Source organism: Brevundimonas sp. SPF441, assembly GCF_009661015.1.
In the GTDB taxonomy this organism is placed as follows: Bacteria; Pseudomonadota; Alphaproteobacteria; order Caulobacterales; family Caulobacteraceae; genus Brevundimonas; species Brevundimonas vesicularis.
Genome location: NZ_WJWX01000028.1, coordinates 29,231 through 45,402, shown reverse-complemented (window position 1 = coordinate 45,402; position 16,172 = coordinate 29,231). Strand labels below are relative to the sequence as shown.

Below are 16,172 nucleotides of genomic sequence, written 5' to 3'. Positions count from 1 at the left end.
CCGGTGATGGCGTCCGAAGATCTCGCCGAGTTCATAGCCGATGACCGAGAGGAAGTTTCGGTTGGCGTCCCGGACGGTTCCGTCGAGGTCGAACTGGATCACAGCTTGCGAGCGATCAACAGCCGCCGCGAGGCTGTGAATCTCCGCCTCAACCGCCTGCTGCGCTCGACGTGTCTTGGAACCAAGGCCGAACATAATCTTCTCCTGTCGGCTCGGGAATGAGACCTACCGCCCTTATTCACTCCGAAAACTTAATGATGATTATATCAAGTACGATTTATTTATCGTTGATGATGTTAACATCGGCCTCTTTCTCGCTGGGATTGGGCCATGACCTCGTCGCAACAGCCGATCGCGCCGGACGATCTTGCAGAACTGCATGTCGATCAGCAGCTCTGCCTGGCCCTTCAAACCAGCAGCAGTCTCATCACGCGGCTTTACCGCAGGCTTCTGGCCCCGCTTGGCCTCACCCATCCCCAGTATCTGGTTCTCATCGCCCTGTGGGAATTCGACGGCCCAATGACGATGGGGGATCTCGGCGATCGCATCTCGATGGAGACGGGATCATTGACGCCGCTGGTCAAGCGCATGGAGGCGGCCGGGCTCGTCACGCGCAAACGCGACGAACGCGATGAGCGACGGGTCTGGGTGGAGACGACAGCGAAGGGGGACGGGCTGCGTCACGACCTCCTGCGCGTTCGAGGCGAAGTCGTCCACCAACTCCCGGTCACGTCCGAGCAGATCGCCGCGCTCAGGCGTCTCCTGCAAGACATGAACGAGGCTTTGACATAGTGGAGTCCGCCCTGTCGCATCAGGATGAACTTGTCGAACTTGAAACGAAGGAACGGCCTACTGGCGGCGTCCGCCTGCGATGAAGGCCTGTATCGTCGGAAAGGCCGCCGTCTGCGGCCGCATGTCCTCGCAGGCATAGTGCTTGATCGCGCCGTAGATGCTGGTGCTGTTCGTCGCCTCCCACGACGTGTCCTCGGAATAGCGGTCGGCCTCCACGCCATCCGCCCCATAGGTCACTGTCGCCCCAGAACGCGATTGGCCGTCCGAGCACCGCACCATCACCTCTTCGGTCTCATGGCTGAGATTGGTCGCCTCGCCGCGCGCGGGCACCCGCGCCATCCGCGTCGTCGCCACGCCGTCCACCGGCGCCAGCGCATCGATATCCACCAGATAGACGGTGGTGTCGCTGCGTGAAAACGCAGCCCAGCTTTCGGCCGCCGATGGCGATGCGATCGCCGCCGTCGCCAGGATCGCCGCCACGCCGATTGTTCTGATCATCCTCTTCCCTCCCCAGGCAAGACGATCATTTCATACCCGAGCGCGCGAGAATTCAATCTCTCCCGAGGGGGGCGAAAAATGTTTTCGATCAGGGCCGATCGCGAGACGGCAGGGCGTCGATCTCTGCGGTCGTCAGCTTCCTGGCGATGCGCACGCGGCACGGTTGAGGGCCCGTCGCCGGGCTGAGCAGTGAGGCCTGATCGCCGGGACACAGGCGGCTGGATGCGGCGACAGGTTCCAAGGCAATCGACAGGGCGCGGGTCATGTCGCGACAGAAGGGAGTTTCGATCTGGAACACACCGGCGTCCGCCGTGCGAACATACAGGGTCTGGTCGTTCGGCGCGGTGAAGTTGCGCACAAGATTGGGCCGGAAGCACTGGCCGGCATCGGCGCGGCTGGCCGTCGCCATACCCTGCGATGGCGCACAGGCCGATAAGGCGAGGAGGACCGCCGACGACAGGATGAGACGATGCATATTCAACTCCCGAACAAACCCCCGCTTCATCCTGCGCGCGTCGGCGAGAAAGATGCAAGGCCGTCCGCCAGAACCGAAGACCGACGGGGCGACACGCGCGCCGCGAGATCGTGCGGCAGGGGCGAGGGCTGACCAAGGACGAGGGCGGCGATATGCTCGCCTAGCAAGGGCGCGACGCAAAAGCCGCGCGACCCCAGACCGCCGAGCACATAGAGTCCGTCATCGAGAGCGCCCGCCACAGGCAGGCGATCCGGCGTCGTGGCGCGGACTGCAGCCCGATGCTGCACCGTCCCGGCCGCCGTGATGCGCTTGGCCAACGCCGGCAAGCGCGCTTCCAAGGTCGCCAGATTTCGTACGCTGTCGTCCTCGCGCGGCGCCGTGTCGGTGTCGCCCCGGTCATGGGTCGCGCCGAACAGCACGCCTTGGCCCGTCGGAACCGCATAGCCGCCCCAAGCCATGGGGTGGATGGTCACGTCCCCGTCGATCCAGTCCGCCTGCCCCCGCACGGGCGACAGGCGCGGCGTCTGGTCGAACCCGTCCATCAGGGCGGCCGATCCCCAGCCGGCGGCGAGAACCACCGCATCGACCTCGCCCAGCACCGCATCATCTTCCCCGATCAGCCGCCAGCGGCCGTCGGCGCGCTCCAGCCGTGTCACGCGCTCAGAGCGCATCTCCGCGTCGGCCAGCCAGTTCGAGAGCACCGCCGCAGGGCGCACCGCGAATGCCCCCTTCATCAGAAGACCGCCCTGCTCCGTCGCTTCGCCGGCCACGGCTGACGCCGCCCCCTCGTCCAGCACGGCCATGGCATCGTCATTCCAGATCGGCTGGCGAGCGATCTTTTCGAATCGAGCGGCATCGCGCGGCGCCTGGGGCAGTTGCAGCACGCCGTGGCCCGTCACGGCGTCCGGGATCGCGGCGTACAGATCGCCCGCCCGCTCCAGCGCCTGGGCGTGGAGGGCGGCGATGCCTTGGTCGCCGGCGTCCAGACGCGGCGTAACCAGGGCCGCCGGAAAACCAGAGCCGCCCGCGCCGGGGCGCTCGCCCTCGAACACCACGGCCCGGACGCCCTGCGCCTTTAGCGCGCGCGCCACCGATGCGCCGGCGATGCCCGCGCCGATCACGGCGACGCGGGGCTGCGGCGACGGCTCGAAAGCCGAGGGCAGATGGGCCTCAAGCCGCTCGCGCTTGCGGCCATGGCCGGGGCGCTTCTCGACGACGAAGCCCTGCTCGGCCAGGCGCCGGCGCACAGCTCCGGCGACGGTGAAGGTGGCCAAGCGCGCGCCCGGCGCTGAACGGCCGGCGATCAGGGCCATCACCTCGGGCGACCACATGCCCGGGTTCAGCGCAGGCGAGAAACCGTCCAGAAACCAGGCGTCCGCCGCTCCCGACCACTGCTCCAGCGCCCAAGCCGCATCGCCCACCGCCAGGTCCAGCACGGCGTCGAAGCCTGGCAGATCCACCCGGTGAAAGCCCGGCGTCGCGGCCGGCCAGTTTGCGATCAAGGCCTCGGCCGCCTCCGTCAGTTCGGGCCAGGCGCCCAGCGCCCGCGCCGCTTCCGCCGCCGTCAGCGGAAACCCCTCGATAGAAAAGATGTGCAGCCGCCCGCCCTCGGGCCGCGTCCGTCGCCACAGATCCAGCAGGGCGGCGATGTTCAACCCCGTGCCGAACCCCAGCTCGGCCACCGTGAAATGATCCCGTCCCATCCAGGCGTCCGGCAGGCCGCAACCTTCCAGAAACACCGCCCGCGTTTCAGCCAACCCGTCGTCTCGCGAAAAATAGACGTCGCCGAACCGGCCGGAGCGCGGCTCGCCCTCTTCGGTCCAGGTCAGCAGGGGCGAGGCGTCGTCATCAGGCGTCATCGCGCGGCTCTAGCACCTTCGTCGCCGACATGAAAAAGGCCGCCCCAGTCGGAGCGGCCTCTTCGGGGTTTGGTTTCGACGCGGCCTAGTGGGCGGCCGCCGGACCATGCGCAGGTTCGGCCGGCGCGACAGGCGCGGGCGCGGCGGCGGAGGCGTCGGCGCCCTGCATCGTCGTGGCGGCCTGGGCGGCGGTGTCTTCCTGAATGGCCTGATTGGCCGCCGCTTCGGCGTCCTTGGCGGCCTGATCGACCGTCAAAGCGGCTTCTTCGGCGCTGCCGGCGGCCTCGACCGCATCGGTGGCCGGCGCTTCGGCCTTTTCTTCCGGGGCCTTGCTACAGGCGGCCAGGACCAGGAGCGCAGCGGATGCGGCGACGAGGGCTTTGATACGCATGAAGATGTCTCCGAAGCTTGCGAGACCGGAACGTCTCTTGGCGCAAACGATAGGGCCGCCGCGCGCGGCAGGGCAAGTTAAGATCAGGAAAGTCGGGATCAGTCGGCAGTGATGCTGTTCAGCGCCTCTTCCATCTCGCCAAACGACGGCTGCGCCGATGACGGGATGTCGCCCCGGCCGATCTCGACCGAAATCTGGGCGGCGTTGCCGTGCAGGTGGGCGACCAGCACCGACTGAATGATCTTATAGTAGGCGGCTTCCTCGTTGATGATCGCCGTCAGGCGCGCCGCGAACGGACCGACCAGACCATAGGCCAAGAACACGCCCATAAAGGTGCCGACCAGGGCGCCGCCGATCATGCCGCCCAGAACCTCGGGCGGCTCGGTGATCGATCCCATGGTCTTGATGACCCCCAGCACGGCGGCGACGATGCCCAGAGCAGGCAGGCCGTCGGCCAGGTTCTGAAGCGCATGGGCGTTTTCCAGATGCTCGTGATGGTGCTTTTCGAGCTGCTTTTCCATCGCATCCTCGACCTGGTGCGGATCTTCCAGGTTCATCGTCATCATCCGCAGGGTGTCGCAGATGAAGTCGACCGCGAAATGGTCCTTCAGCACCTTGGGATACTTCTGGAAGATGGTCGATTCCTTGGGCTTTTCGATATGGCTTTCCAGCGCTACCACGCCCTTGGACTTCATCGTCTTGGTCAGCTGGAACAGCAGCGACAGCAGGTCCTTATAGTCCTGCTTCTTCCACTTCGGCCCAGCGAAGGTCTTGCCCAGCCCCGCCATGGACCCCTTGATCACCGGCAAGGAGTTGGAGATCAGGAAGGCGGCGATGCCCGCCCCGCCGATGGCCATCAGCTCGTGCGGCGCGGCGTGCAGGATCACTTCGAACTTGCCGCCCGAAATGGCGTAGCTGCCGAAGACGAGGCCGAACAGCAGCACGATGCCGATGATCTGGAACATGGAGGCGAACAATCCTGACGCGAGAGGTCGGGACTATCGCCATTAATCATTAAGACGGCGTTTCGCGAACGCCGCCTTCCCAGTCGTTACAGACGGCTTTCGCCCTTCAGGATGGCGTTGCGCCCGGCCGCCGTCAGCTTCTGATAGCCCGCAGCCCCGCCCCGCACATAGAGAGCGGCGCCGGTCTTGGACGGATCGAACCCATCGACCACCAGATCGGCCTTGCGATATTTGAAGGTGCCGGTCGTCTCCGCCGACTTGATCAGACGCACAAACACCGGCTGAGCATAGGCGGGCAGCTTGGCCTCGACATGGTCGGAGAAGGCCTGGGCGTCGAACTTGCCTTCCACCACCAGGGCCGCCATCCCGGCCTTGCCGTCCTGGGCCGGAACGGGCACGCCATAGACGATGGCTTCGGTCACGCCCGGCGCGTCCATCAGCACCTGTTCGACCTCGGAGGTCGAGACGTTCTCGCCCTTCCAGCGGAAGGTGTCGCCCATCCGATCGACGAAGTAGAAATAGCCTTCCTTGTCCTGCTTCATCAGGTCGCCGGTGCGGAACCAGCGGTCGCCCTTCTTGAACACGTCGGTCAGGATTTTCTTCTGCGAGGCGGCTTTGTCGGCATAGCCCGAGAAGTCGTGGCGGATGTCGTTGCCGATCAGGCCGATGGCCTCGCCGACCTCGCCGACGCGCGCCAGGCGACACAGTCCGTCCGAGCCGCGGATGGGCTGTTCGGTTTCCACGTCGAATTCGACCAAGCGAATATTGATCTGCGACTTCAGGAAGCTCGGCACACGACCGATCGCGCCCTGTTTGCCGTCGAAGTTGAACAGCGAGACATTGCCTTCGGTCGAGCCGTAGAACTCCAGGATGTCGGGAATCTTGAACCGGCTCTGGAAGTCGGGCCAGACATCGGCGCGCAGGCCGTTGCCGAACGCCAGACGCAGCTTGTGCTTGGTCTCGTCCTCGTGCGGCGGGCAGTTGACCAGATAGCGGCACAGCTCGCCGATATAGACGAACATGGTCGCGCCCGACGAGCGCACGTCGGGCCAGAAGGTGCTGGCCGAGAACTTCTTGCGGATCACCAACCGCGCGCCGTTCAACAGCGCTGCGCCCACGCCGACCAGACCGCCGGTCGAGTGATACAGCGGCAGGACATTGAAGATCCGGTCTTCGGGCGTCGAACGCGTGGCGCCGGCGAAGGCGCGCATATAGGTCCGGGCGCGCGAATGCGGGATGCGCGCCGCCTTGGGCAGACCGGTCGTGCCGGAGGTGTAGATATAAAGGGCGGTGTCGCGGTTGGTCAGGCCTTCGCGCGCCGACTTGGACGGCCGCACCGAAGACCCGCCGCGCACGGGCTTGTCCAGGCCGCGACGGTCGCTGGTCTCCAGATCGTCGGTCAAGCCCAGAACCCAGAGCGCCAGGTTGTGATCGACCAGAGGCCGCGCCTCCTCGATCTGACGCCAGCAATCCTCGTCCGCGACGACGTTGAAGGCCTTGGAAATGGCTAGGCAGTGAGCCAGCCCCTGTCCGTTCAGATTGGTGTTGATCAGGGCCGTGGCGATACCGACCTTCGAGAAGCCGATCCACGCCGCCAGATACTCGATCCGGTTGGTCATCATCAGGGCGATGGTGTCGCTGCGGCGCAGGCCCCGGTTCTTGGCCCAGTGGGCGAAGCGGTTGGCCATGGCGTCCAGGTCGCGATAGGTCAGGGTGCGCTGACCGTCGTCGATGGCGATGTTGTCGGCGAACTTGTCGACGGCTTCTTCGAAGTCGTCGCAGAGCAGGACGTCGCTGTCCAACTCGATCGGCTTGATGCGTTTCAACAGACGGAACAGGCCGCGCGCGAACCGGACATCCCTACGGATATTGGCTACAAAACCCATGCGCGCCGTACTCCGGTCAATGCGTGTTCCACCCGGTCCGGTGATGGACGAAGGCGGCCGGTCGGGTCAACCGTAGGGTCCGCAATCCTTCGCGAACCTGACGAATTGCCGTCCAGCCGTGATCCATTTGTTCGGTTGACGCGGCGGAAATCCAGAGCACCGCCCTGCTTTTTATTGCCGCATTGACGGCAAATGCGGCGGCCGCGCGCACGGTCTTCGCCCCATTCCGGGCGGAAACGGTGTTTCTTCGGGGCTTTTGCGCTTTACGCGGAACGCCGTTGCGGAACGGCGGGTTGGTTGATCGACGTTATGGAGGACAGAAACAATGTCTATGACCTATGCCAACGCCAATACCGAAGCCCGCGCTGACGACACGACCTTCGTCCCGCGTTACGCTCGCACGACCAAGTCCAAGAAGTCGGTGAAGACTTGGATGATCCTGGCCCCGATCGGCGCGGTGGTGCTGCTGGGCAGCGGCGTCGCCATGATGATGGGCGGCGAACAGGCCGCTCCAGCCCAGCCCGCCGAGACGGCCGCACCGCCCATGCAGACCGCGCCCGCCGCGATGACGGCCGCCCAGGTGCCGGTCACGCCCGCTCCGGCCGAGGCTACGCCAGCTACGGCTCCGACGCCCGCCGCTGCGCCTGCGCCGGTCGCTCGCCGCGCCGAACCCGTGGCCCGTCGCGCTGCGCCGGCCGTTGAACGGCCTGCCGCTGCCCGTGTTGAGACGCCGGCTACGCCTTCGGGTCCGCAACCCTACACCGCGCCGGCCGCCTCGACGGCGAGCACCAGCCGGTTGAACACCGCGCCTGCAGCATCTACTCCGGCTCCGGTCGTGACCACGCCTGCCGCTCCGGCGATCACGGTCCAGCCGCTGAACTGATCTCAGCAGAATAATGGAAAGCCCCGGTTTCGGCCGGGGCTTTTTCTATGATCGAGGTTCAGGCGCCGCTGACGCGCCAGATGACATTGCCCACATCATCGGCGACCAGCAGGGCGCCTTCTCGGTCGATCTGCACCCCGACGGGCCGGCCTTGCGCCTGACCCCGGGCGTTCAGAAATCCGGTCAGAACATCCTGCGGCGGCCCGGCGGGACGTCCATCGACGAACGGCACGAAGATCACCTTGTAGCCACTGCGCACGCTGCGATTCCACGATCCGTGCTGACCGACGAAAACGCCAGAGCGCAAGGCTGGCGGCAACAGGTTCGCGCCTTGTCCGAATGTCAGCCCCAGCGACGCCGTGTGCGCGCCCAGGGCGTAATCCGGCCGGATCGCGCGCGCGACCATCGCCGGATTGGCGGGTGGGCGCGTATCGACAGTCTGGCCGTAATAGCTCCACGGCCAGCCGTAGAAGGCGCCCGGCGTCACCGAGGTCATATAGTCGGGCACCAGATCGTCGCCGATTTCATCACGCTCGTTGACCGCGACCCATAGCTGGCCGGTCTGAGGGTTCCAGTCCATTCCGACCGGATTGCGCAGGCCCGAGGCATAGACCTGCCGCGCGCCCGTCGCTGGATCGATCTCCAGGATGGCGGCGCGGTCGACTTCCTCGTCCAGGCCGTTTTCGCCGACGTTGGAGTTGGAGCCGACCCCGACATAAAGCCGCCGGCCGTCCGGGCCGGCGACCAGGCTCTTAGTCCAGTGGTGATTGCGGCCGGCGGGCAGGTCCGTGATCTTCGTCGCCGCTGCGTCGATCTGCGTCTGGCCGCTCTGATACGGAAAGGCCACCACCGCATCGGCGTTGGCGACGTACAGGCGGTCGCCGACCAGAGCCATGCCGAACGGCGAGTTCAGTCCGGTCAGGAAATCGCTCTTGATCTCCGCTGAGCCGTCGCCGTCCGCGTCCCGCAGCAGGACGATCTTGTTGGGGCTTGGGACACCGGCGCCAGCCTTGGCCATGACCTTGCCCATCACCCAGCCACGCAGACCGCCTTTCTTGTCTTCGGGCTTGGGCGGCGCATTCGACTCCGCGACAAGAATATCGCCGTTGGGCAGGCGATAGAGCCAGCGCGGATGATCCAGGCCTGTCGCGAACGCTTGCACGCGCAAACCCGCCGCCGCGACCGGCGTCGCGCCTTCAGGCCAGCTCGACGCCGGGGCGATGTTGACGGTGGGCAGCAAGCCCTGACTCGGCGCCGGCAGTTGCGGGTCCGGCCCAAAGCCGGCCGAAACGGGCAAGGCTGTCCCGCTGGCGCAGGCTCCCAAACCGATCACCGTCGCGAGCAGTGTCGAGGCGAACAGAACCGTCCGTGACGAGCGCATAGCCTTTGATCCTTACCGCGCCGGTTGGGCCGGGAACTCCAGACGACTGACGTCGTACCCGAGGGCCCGCGCCCGTTCGGTCAAGGCGCGCACCTGCTGCTCGCTGGGCAGATCGCGCGTATAGATGAACAGGCGATTGAAGGTCGGATCAGCCGAGATGAACCAGCTGTAGTCGTCCGCCCGGTCCAACACCCAATAATCCCAGGTCACGAACCCGGCCAGATATTTGACCCTCAGCTTGGCGTTGGTGCCCGGATCGAGGATTTCGCCCCGTCCGCCGATGGCCTTTTCCTTGCCGTCCGGCGTGCCGACCTGACAGGTGTCGCGTACATCGACCCGCGTGCCCTCCACCGGCGTATAGATCGACGCGCCGGCGACGCAGCCGTCGGTCAACCGATCCGGCAGACGCGCGATCTCGTGCCAGCGCCCGGACCACAGACGCTGCACATCCACCGGCTTGGCCGGCTGCGGCGCGCGATATTCGGAAGGCGACGGTGCGGTCACGCATCCCGCCAGCGCGATCGCGGCGGCGGCGGATGCGGCGAGGGATTTCAGGCTGGACATGAGCGTTTCCGTTTGAAGCCATAAGCCGCTTTCAGCGACCCTGGTTCCGTTACGCACCGACGGCGAAATCGGACGCTGCGGGACGAAAATCTCACAGCCGAGTGCAGTATCCATCGCTTGTTCCTTGGCGCACATTGACGTTCTCACCTCCGTTCGACGGAGATACCGCTGGTGGACACTGTTATTCTGACCGAAAGCCGAAACGCTCTACACCCCGCACGCCTGACGCACCTTCAGCGGCTCGAGGCCGAGAGCATCCACATCCTGCGCGAGGTGGCGGCCGAAGCCGAGCATCCGGTCATGCTCTATTCGATCGGCAAGGACTCGGCCGTCATGCTGCATCTGGCGAAGAAGGCCTTCTATCCGTCCAGGCCGCCCTTCCCGCTTCTGCACGTCGACACGACGTGGAAGTTTCGCGCCATGTACGCGATGCGCGAACAAGCGGCGGCCGATCTGGGCGTCGAACTGTTGGTCCACCAGAACCCCGACGCCCTCGCACGCGGCATCAACCCCTTCGATCACGGCTCCGCCCTGCACACGGACCTGTGGAAGACCGAAGGTCTGAAACAGGCCCTGAACCAGTACGGCTTCGACGCGGCCTTCGGCGGCGCCCGTCGCGACGAGGAGAAGTCGCGCGCCAAGGAGCGCATCTTCTCCTTCCGCACCGCCGAACACCGTTGGGACCCCAAGACTCAGCGGCCCGAACTCTGGCGGCTCTACAACACGCGCAAAAAGCCCGGTGAGAGTATCCGCGTCTTCCCGATCTCAAACTGGACCGAGCTGGACGTCTGGCAATACATCCACTTGGAGCAGATCCCCATCGTGCCTCTGTATCTGGCCGCCGAACGGCCGGTGGTGGAACGTGACGGCGCCCTGATCATGGTCGATGACGACCGGTTCCGGCTGCGCCCCGGCGAGACGCCGCAGATGAAGTCCGTCCGTTTCCGCACCCTGGGCTGCTACCCCCTGACCGGGGCGGTCGAGAGCACGGCCGCGACCCTGACCGAGGTCATCCAGGAAATGCTTCTGACCACCACATCCGAGCGCCAGGGCCGGATGATCGACCACGACCAATCCGCCTCGATGGAGAAGAAGAAGCAGGAGGGCTATTTCTGATGGCTCACCAGTCCGACCTAATCGCGCGCGACATCGACGCCTATCTGGACGCCCACCAGCACAAGAGCCTGCTACGCTTCATCACCTGCGGCAGCGTGGACGACGGCAAGTCCACCCTGATCGGCCGGTTGCTGTACGACTCCAAGATGATCTTCGAGGATCAGATGGCGGCGCTGGAGGCGGACAGCCGTCGTGTCGGCACCCAGGGCGGCGACATCGACTTCGCCCTTCTGGTCGACGGCCTGGCCGCCGAGCGCGAGCAGGGCATCACCATCGACGTCGCCTATCGCTTCTTCTCGACCGAAAAGCGGAAGTTCATCGTCGCGGACACGCCGGGTCACGAACAGTACACCCGCAACATGGTCACCGGCGCCTCAACCGCCGACGCCGCCGTCATCCTGATCGACGCCCGGCGCGGCGTGCTGACCCAGACGCGCCGCCACGCCTATCTGGTCAGCCTGCTGGGCATCCGCCACGTCATCCTGGCGGTCAACAAGATGGACCTCATGGGCTGGTCTCGGTCCGCGTTCGACGCCATCGACGCCGACTTCCGCGCCTTCGCCGGTCAGATCGGGCTGAAGACGTTCGACGCCATTCCGATGTCGGCCCTGCGCGGGGACAACATCACCGAGCCCAGCGCCCATTCGCCCTGGTACGCCGGCCCGCCGCTGATGCACCTCTTGGAAACGTTGGAGGTCGGCGACGATCTTCAGGCCGATCCGTTCCGCCTGCCGGTGCAATGGGTCAACCGGCCCAACCTCGACTTCCGCGGCTTCTCCGGCCAGATCGTCGCCGGGACCGTGCGCCCCGGCGATCCCGTCCGCGTCCTGCCGTCGGGCAAAACCTCGACCGTGGCCCGGATCGTCACCGCCGATGGCGACCTGGATCAGGCCGTCGCTGGTCAGTCGATCACCCTCACCCTGGCCGACGAGATCGATGTCTCGCGCGGCGACGTCCTGGCCAGCGCCGACGCCCCGCCCGAGGCGGCCGACCAGTTCGAGGCCACGGTGGTATGGATGGACGACGAACCCCTGCTGCCGGGCCGGCCTTACCTGCTCAAGATCGGCGCCAAGCTGGTGGGCGCCACCATCACCGAGCCCAAGCACAAGGTGAACGCCAACACCCTGGAGCAGCAGCCGGCCAAGCGGCTGGAGTTGAACGAGATCGGCGTCTGCAACCTGTCGCTGGACGCCCCCGTCGCCTTCGCCCCCTATGCCGAGAACAAGGACCTGGGCGGGTTCATCCTGATCGACCGGATTTCGAACCGCACAGTCGGGGCGGGTTTGCTGCACTTCGCCCTGCGTCGCGCCCACAACATCCACTGGCAGGCGCTTTCGGTCGACAAGGCGGCGCGCGCCACGATCAAGAACCAGACAGGCCGCGTCGTCTGGCTGACCGGCCTGTCGGGCGCGGGCAAGTCGACCATCGCCGATCTGGTGGAAAAGCGGCTGCACGCCGACGGTCGCCACACCTATCTGCTCGACGGCGACAATGTCCGCCACGGCCTGAACCGTGACCTCGGCTTCACCGAAGAGGACCGGGTCGAGAACATCCGCCGCGTCGCCGAAGTGTCCAAACTGATGGTGGACGCCGGCCTGATCGTCCTTGTCAGCTTCATCTCGCCCTTCCGCGCCGAACGCCGTCTGGCCCGCGACCTGCTGGGCGCGGGCGAGTTCGTCGAGGTTCACGTCGACACGCCGCTGGCGGTCGCCGAAGCCCGCGACGTCAAGGGCCTGTACAAGAAGGCCCGCGCGGGAGAGCTCAAAAACTTCACCGGCATCGACAGCCCCTATGAAGCGCCCGAACACCCCGAGATCGTCGTGGACACCACGACCATGTCGCCCGAGGACGCCGCTGAACGCATCGTCGCTTGGCTGGATGGGCGCTTCTCGATCGAGGACTTCGCCATCTAGGTTCGGAACCTTGACCGTTCGCTGGACGCTCTAGGAACTGATGACCAATCCGATCCAGAAGCTGGGCCTCGACACCATTGAGCAGTCGCAGATCGCCCGCATCGCCGGGATCAATCTGACGCTGGGCGGTCTGGTCAGCGCGGGCGTGATCCTGCTGATCGCCTTCGCGGCTCATTGGCTGGTGACGCGGTCGCTGCGCCGCGTGCGCGAGCGCTCGGACCGCAGCCGTCAGGCGATCTATCTGCTGGAGCGTCTGGCCGGCTACGGCATCATCGTCGTGGGCGTCATGTCGGCCCTGTCGGCGGCAGGGCTGAACCTGTCGTCCCTGACCGTCTTCGCCGGCGCGCTCGGCATCGGCGTGGGTCTGGGTCTGCAGGGCGTGGTCAAGGAGTTCGTCTCCGGCCTGTTCCTGATCTTCGACCGGATGGTGTCGGTCGGCGACTATATCGAGATCGAGGACATCGGCATCCGCGGCGCCATCATGGAGATCGGCCCGCGCGCCACCCGTGTCCGCACCAACGACAACGTCAATGTCCTGGTGCCCAACTCGCGCTTCATCGAACAGCCCGTCACCAACTGGACGATGAAGGGCGACACCCGCCGCATCCATGTGCCCTTCACCGTCGCCTATGGCTCGGACCGGGGACAGGTGCGCGATGCGGTTCTGGCCGCCGCCCGCGCCAGCCCCTTCACCCTGCCGGAGACGGAGGCCCGCAAGAGCCAGGTCTGGCTGGTGGCCTTTGGCGATCGGGGCCTGTCATTCGAACTGGTGGTCTGGCCGACGCGCGACGCCGTCAAACGCCCGGCGGCCATGCACGCGGCCTACACCTGGCTGATCGCCGACGCCCTGGATGCGGCGGGCGTCGAGGTGCCGGTGCCCCAGACCGATCTTCGCCTGCGCACCGCCTTCGGCCTGGACGGCGAGGAGGCCTTGAAGCGCCTCGGCTACGGCGTCGGCTCGCCACCGCGACCGACCGGCCCGCAAAGTCCCGCCCGAACCGCCAACGACGCCGCCGACGACGTCATGGCCGACGACGAGGCCGAGACGCCGGAACCGCCCGCTCCGCCCAAGGCGCGTCAGACGGACTGAACCGCCTTGGCCTTCGACCGCCAGGCATGCAGCAACGGCTCGGTATAACCGTTCGGCTGCTCGACGCCTTCGAACACCAGCGCCCGCGCCGCCTGATAGGCCAGACTGTTATCCGGGTCCGTCGCCATCGGCCGATACAGCGGATCGCCCGCATTCTGCCCATCCACCTTGGCCGCCATGCGCTGGAAGGCCGCCTCGACCTGATCGGCCGTACAGACCCCGTGCAGCAGCCAGTTGGCGATATGCTGCGAACTGATCCGCAGCGTCGCCCGGTCCTCCATCAGGCCGATGTCGTGGATGTCCGGCACCTTGGAACACCCCACCCCCTGATCGATCCAGCGCACGACATAGCCCAGTATGCCCTGGGCGTTGTTGTCCAGCTCGGCCGCCACGTCGTCCTCGGACCAGTTGACGCCATTCACCAGCGGCGGGGTCAGCAAAGCCTCCAGCCCCGGCGTCTCGCGCCCAGCGACATCCTTCTGAACCGCGAACACATCGACCGCATGATAGTGAAGCGCGTGCAGGGTCGCCGCCGTCGGCGAGGGGGTCCAGGCGGTGTTCGCGCCCGTCTTCGGATGACCGATCTTGTGCTCCAGCATGTCCGCCATCCGGTCCGGCGCCGCCCACATCCCCTTGCCGATCTGGGCCTTGCCCGACAGGCCGCATTTCAGGCCGATGGCGACGTTCCTCGCCTCATAGGCCGCGATCCAGGCGCTGGACTTGATGTCCGCCTTTCGCACCACCGGGCCGGCCTGCATGGCCGTGTGGATCTCGTCGCCGGTGCGATCCAGAAAGCCTGTGTTGATGAAGACGATCCGGTCCTTCACTGCCTGGATGCAGGCCGCCAGATTGGCTGAGGTCCGCCGTTCCTCGTCCATCACCCCGACCTTGATCGCATGACGTGGCAGGGCCAGCAGATCCTCGACCGCATCGAACAGACGGTCGGTGAAGGCGGCCTCTTCCGGCCCGTGCATCTTGGGTTTGACGATATAGACCGAGCCGGTCGCGCTGTTGCCGAACCCGCCCAGACCCTTGATGTCATACAGGGCGATCAGGCTGGTCACGATCGCATCCATGATCCCCTCGGGCGCCTCCGACCCGTCCGCCAGACGAATGGCCGGGGTCGTCATCAGATGCCCGACATTGCGCACGAACAGCAGGCTGCGACCCTTCAGGATCACCGACGACCCGTCCGGCGCGGTCCACTGGCGATCCGGCTCCAGAGCGCGGGTCAGTGTCTCGCCGCCCTTCTTGAACGTCGCCGACAGATCGCCGCGCATCAGACCCAGCCAGTTGCGATAAGCCTCGGCCTTGTCCGCCGCATCGACGGCCGCGACGGAATCCTCCAGATCGACGATGGTCGAAAGGGCCGATTCCAGCACCACATCCGCCAGCCCCGCCGCATCGCTGCGCCCCACCGGATGGCTGCGGTCGATCACCAGTTCGATGTGCAGCCCGTTGTTGACCAGCAGGATCGAGGCGGGCGCGCTGGCCTCGCCCGTGAAGCCGACGAACTGTTCCGCATCCTTCAGCGCGGGTGACAACGCGCTGTCGATCACCGACCAGCCGGCGACATCCGTATGCGATCCCTCCGCCAGCGGCGCCGCCTCGTCCAAAAAGGCCTTGGCTCGCGCGACCACTCGCGCGCCGCGCGCCGCGTCATAGCCGCCGCCAGCCGGCAGGTCGCCCAACGCATCCGTGCCGTAAAGCGCGTCATACAGGCTACCCCATCGTGCATTGGCTGCGTTCAGCAGGAAGCGAGCGTTCAGCACCGGCACGACCAGCTGTGGTCCGGCCATGCGTGCAATCTCGGCGTCCACGCCTTCGGTCCCGATCGTGAACGGCGCGGGCTCCTCGACCAGATAACCGATCTCTTTCAGGAAGGCCTGCGACGCCGCCACATCATACGGCTGGCCCCGCCGCGCACGGTTCCAATCGTCGATCTGCGCCTGCAAGGCGTCGCGTCGCGCCAACAGCGCTCGGTTCTCGGGCGCGAACTGCTCGAAAATCGCCGCCGCTCCGCTCCAGAAGGCGGCTGCATCAAGCCCCAGCCCCGGCAGCACATCCTGCTCGATCAGGGCGATCAGTTCGGCCGCGACCTTCAGCCCGGCGCGATCTTCGTGGGTCGTCATGACGGCCTTTTCTCCGGCGTGACGCCGGCCTGTAACAATGCGTGATCAGGTAAGCTGAGGCCGACCGCCCGCGCAAGGGTCACGTCGCGTCATCGCCATCGCTTTTCGTCCAGGGCGAAGCCCGGCTGGTCACAAACGCTTAACCGCGTCCGTGAACGGGACCGCAAGCGACGGCGCCTATTGTGAGCTTACGGACGAACTCGCGTCCGGTCAGTCGAGCGTCTCGC

15 protein-coding genes are annotated in these 16,172 nt (G+C 66.1%); 5 read left to right on the top strand and 10 right to left on the bottom strand.

Features of this window, described 5'->3' with window-relative positions:
* Positions 1 to 195 (bottom strand): PAS domain S-box protein (locus tag GGC30_RS14100; RefSeq protein WP_153925500.1); only part of this gene is annotated, 195 nt, incomplete at its 3' end.
* A gap of 135 nt (positions 196 to 330) precedes the next feature.
* On the opposite strand from GGC30_RS14100, the gene GGC30_RS14095 reads away from it, so the two are divergent.
* On the top strand, positions 331 to 792 hold the full coding sequence (locus GGC30_RS14095) for a MarR family winged helix-turn-helix transcriptional regulator (RefSeq protein ID WP_153925498.1): 462 nt from the start codon (positions 331 to 333) through the stop codon (positions 790 to 792).
* A gap of 57 nt (positions 793 to 849) precedes the next feature.
* On the opposite strand, the gene GGC30_RS14090 is transcribed toward GGC30_RS14095, so the two are convergent.
* The 6 genes from GGC30_RS14090 to GGC30_RS14065 all read right to left on the bottom strand — a co-directional run bounded on the left by GGC30_RS14090 (position 850) and on the right by GGC30_RS14065 (position 6,866).
* The gene (locus tag GGC30_RS14090; protein ID WP_153925495.1) at positions 850 to 1,290 is read right to left on the bottom strand and encodes a hypothetical protein; all 441 of its coding nucleotides are present in this window, start codon (positions 1,288 to 1,290) and stop codon (positions 850 to 852) included.
* 88 nt (positions 1,291 to 1,378) lie between these two features.
* Positions 1,379 to 1,765, bottom strand: coding sequence for a DUF6491 family protein (locus GGC30_RS14085; protein ID WP_153925492.1), 387 nt, complete (start codon positions 1,763 to 1,765; stop codon positions 1,379 to 1,381).
* 26 nt (positions 1,766 to 1,791) lie between these two features.
* The gene (gene mnmC, locus GGC30_RS14080; RefSeq protein WP_153925489.1) at positions 1,792 to 3,624 is read right to left on the bottom strand and encodes an FAD-dependent 5-carboxymethylaminomethyl-2-thiouridine(34) oxidoreductase MnmC; all 1,833 of its coding nucleotides are present in this window, start codon (positions 3,622 to 3,624) and stop codon (positions 1,792 to 1,794) included.
* Positions 3,625 to 3,709: 85 nt separating this feature from the next.
* Positions 3,710 to 4,015, bottom strand: a complete 306-nt coding sequence (locus GGC30_RS14075) for a hypothetical protein (protein WP_045811531.1) — start codon at positions 4,013 to 4,015, stop codon at positions 3,710 to 3,712.
* 98 nt (positions 4,016 to 4,113) lie between these two features.
* The gene (gene motA / locus GGC30_RS14070; RefSeq protein ID WP_055754172.1) at positions 4,114 to 4,980 is read right to left on the bottom strand and encodes a flagellar motor stator protein MotA; all 867 of its coding nucleotides are present in this window, start codon (positions 4,978 to 4,980) and stop codon (positions 4,114 to 4,116) included.
* Between the two features lie 86 nt (positions 4,981 to 5,066).
* Positions 5,067 to 6,866 (bottom strand): long-chain-acyl-CoA synthetase, encoded by a 1,800-nt coding sequence (locus tag GGC30_RS14065; RefSeq protein ID WP_055806787.1) that lies wholly within the window; start codon positions 6,864 to 6,866, stop codon positions 5,067 to 5,069.
* A gap of 325 nt (positions 6,867 to 7,191) precedes the next feature.
* On the opposite strand from GGC30_RS14065, the gene GGC30_RS14060 reads away from it, so the two are divergent.
* Positions 7,192 to 7,749 carry a hypothetical protein gene (locus tag GGC30_RS14060; RefSeq protein ID WP_153925485.1) on the top strand — a complete coding sequence of 186 codons (558 nt, stop codon included), beginning with the start codon at positions 7,192 to 7,194 and terminating at the stop codon, positions 7,747 to 7,749.
* Positions 7,750 to 7,807: 58 nt separating this feature from the next.
* Here GGC30_RS14060 and GGC30_RS14055 read toward each other — a convergent pair whose 3' ends face one another.
* Positions 7,808 to 9,130, bottom strand: a complete 1,323-nt coding sequence (locus tag GGC30_RS14055) for a sorbosone dehydrogenase family protein (protein ID WP_153925482.1) — start codon at positions 9,128 to 9,130, stop codon at positions 7,808 to 7,810.
* Between the two features lie 12 nt (positions 9,131 to 9,142).
* The gene (locus GGC30_RS14050) at positions 9,143 to 9,694 is read right to left on the bottom strand and encodes a lipocalin family protein (protein ID WP_153925479.1); all 552 of its coding nucleotides are present in this window, start codon (positions 9,692 to 9,694) and stop codon (positions 9,143 to 9,145) included.
* A gap of 171 nt (positions 9,695 to 9,865) precedes the next feature.
* Here GGC30_RS14050 and cysD point away from each other — a divergent pair, with 171 nt between their 5' ends.
* Genes cysD through GGC30_RS14035 form a run of 3 tightly spaced genes read left to right on the top strand, consistent with a single transcriptional unit; the run spans position 9,866 to position 13,813 of the window.
* Entirely contained in the window at positions 9,866 to 10,810 is a 945-nt protein-coding gene (gene cysD / locus GGC30_RS14045; RefSeq protein ID WP_370452006.1) for a sulfate adenylyltransferase subunit CysD, read from the top strand.
* Positions 10,810 to 12,723 (top strand): sulfate adenylyltransferase subunit CysN, encoded by a 1,914-nt coding sequence (gene cysN, locus GGC30_RS14040; RefSeq protein WP_153925473.1) that lies wholly within the window; start codon positions 10,810 to 10,812, stop codon positions 12,721 to 12,723. Before cysD ends, cysN begins: the two co-directional genes overlap by 1 nt.
* A 40-nt stretch (positions 12,724 to 12,763) precedes the next feature.
* Positions 12,764 to 13,813: a mechanosensitive ion channel family protein gene (locus GGC30_RS14035; protein ID WP_153925470.1), complete on the top strand. Its 1,050-nt coding sequence runs from the start codon at positions 12,764 to 12,766 to the stop codon at positions 13,811 to 13,813.
* Here GGC30_RS14035 and GGC30_RS14030 read toward each other — a convergent pair.
* Entirely contained in the window at positions 13,801 to 15,945 is a 2,145-nt protein-coding gene (locus GGC30_RS14030; RefSeq protein WP_153925468.1) for a malate synthase G, read from the bottom strand. The two genes, GGC30_RS14035 and GGC30_RS14030, sit on opposite strands and share 13 nt — an antisense overlap.
* Positions 15,946 to 16,172: the final 227 nt, after the last annotated feature.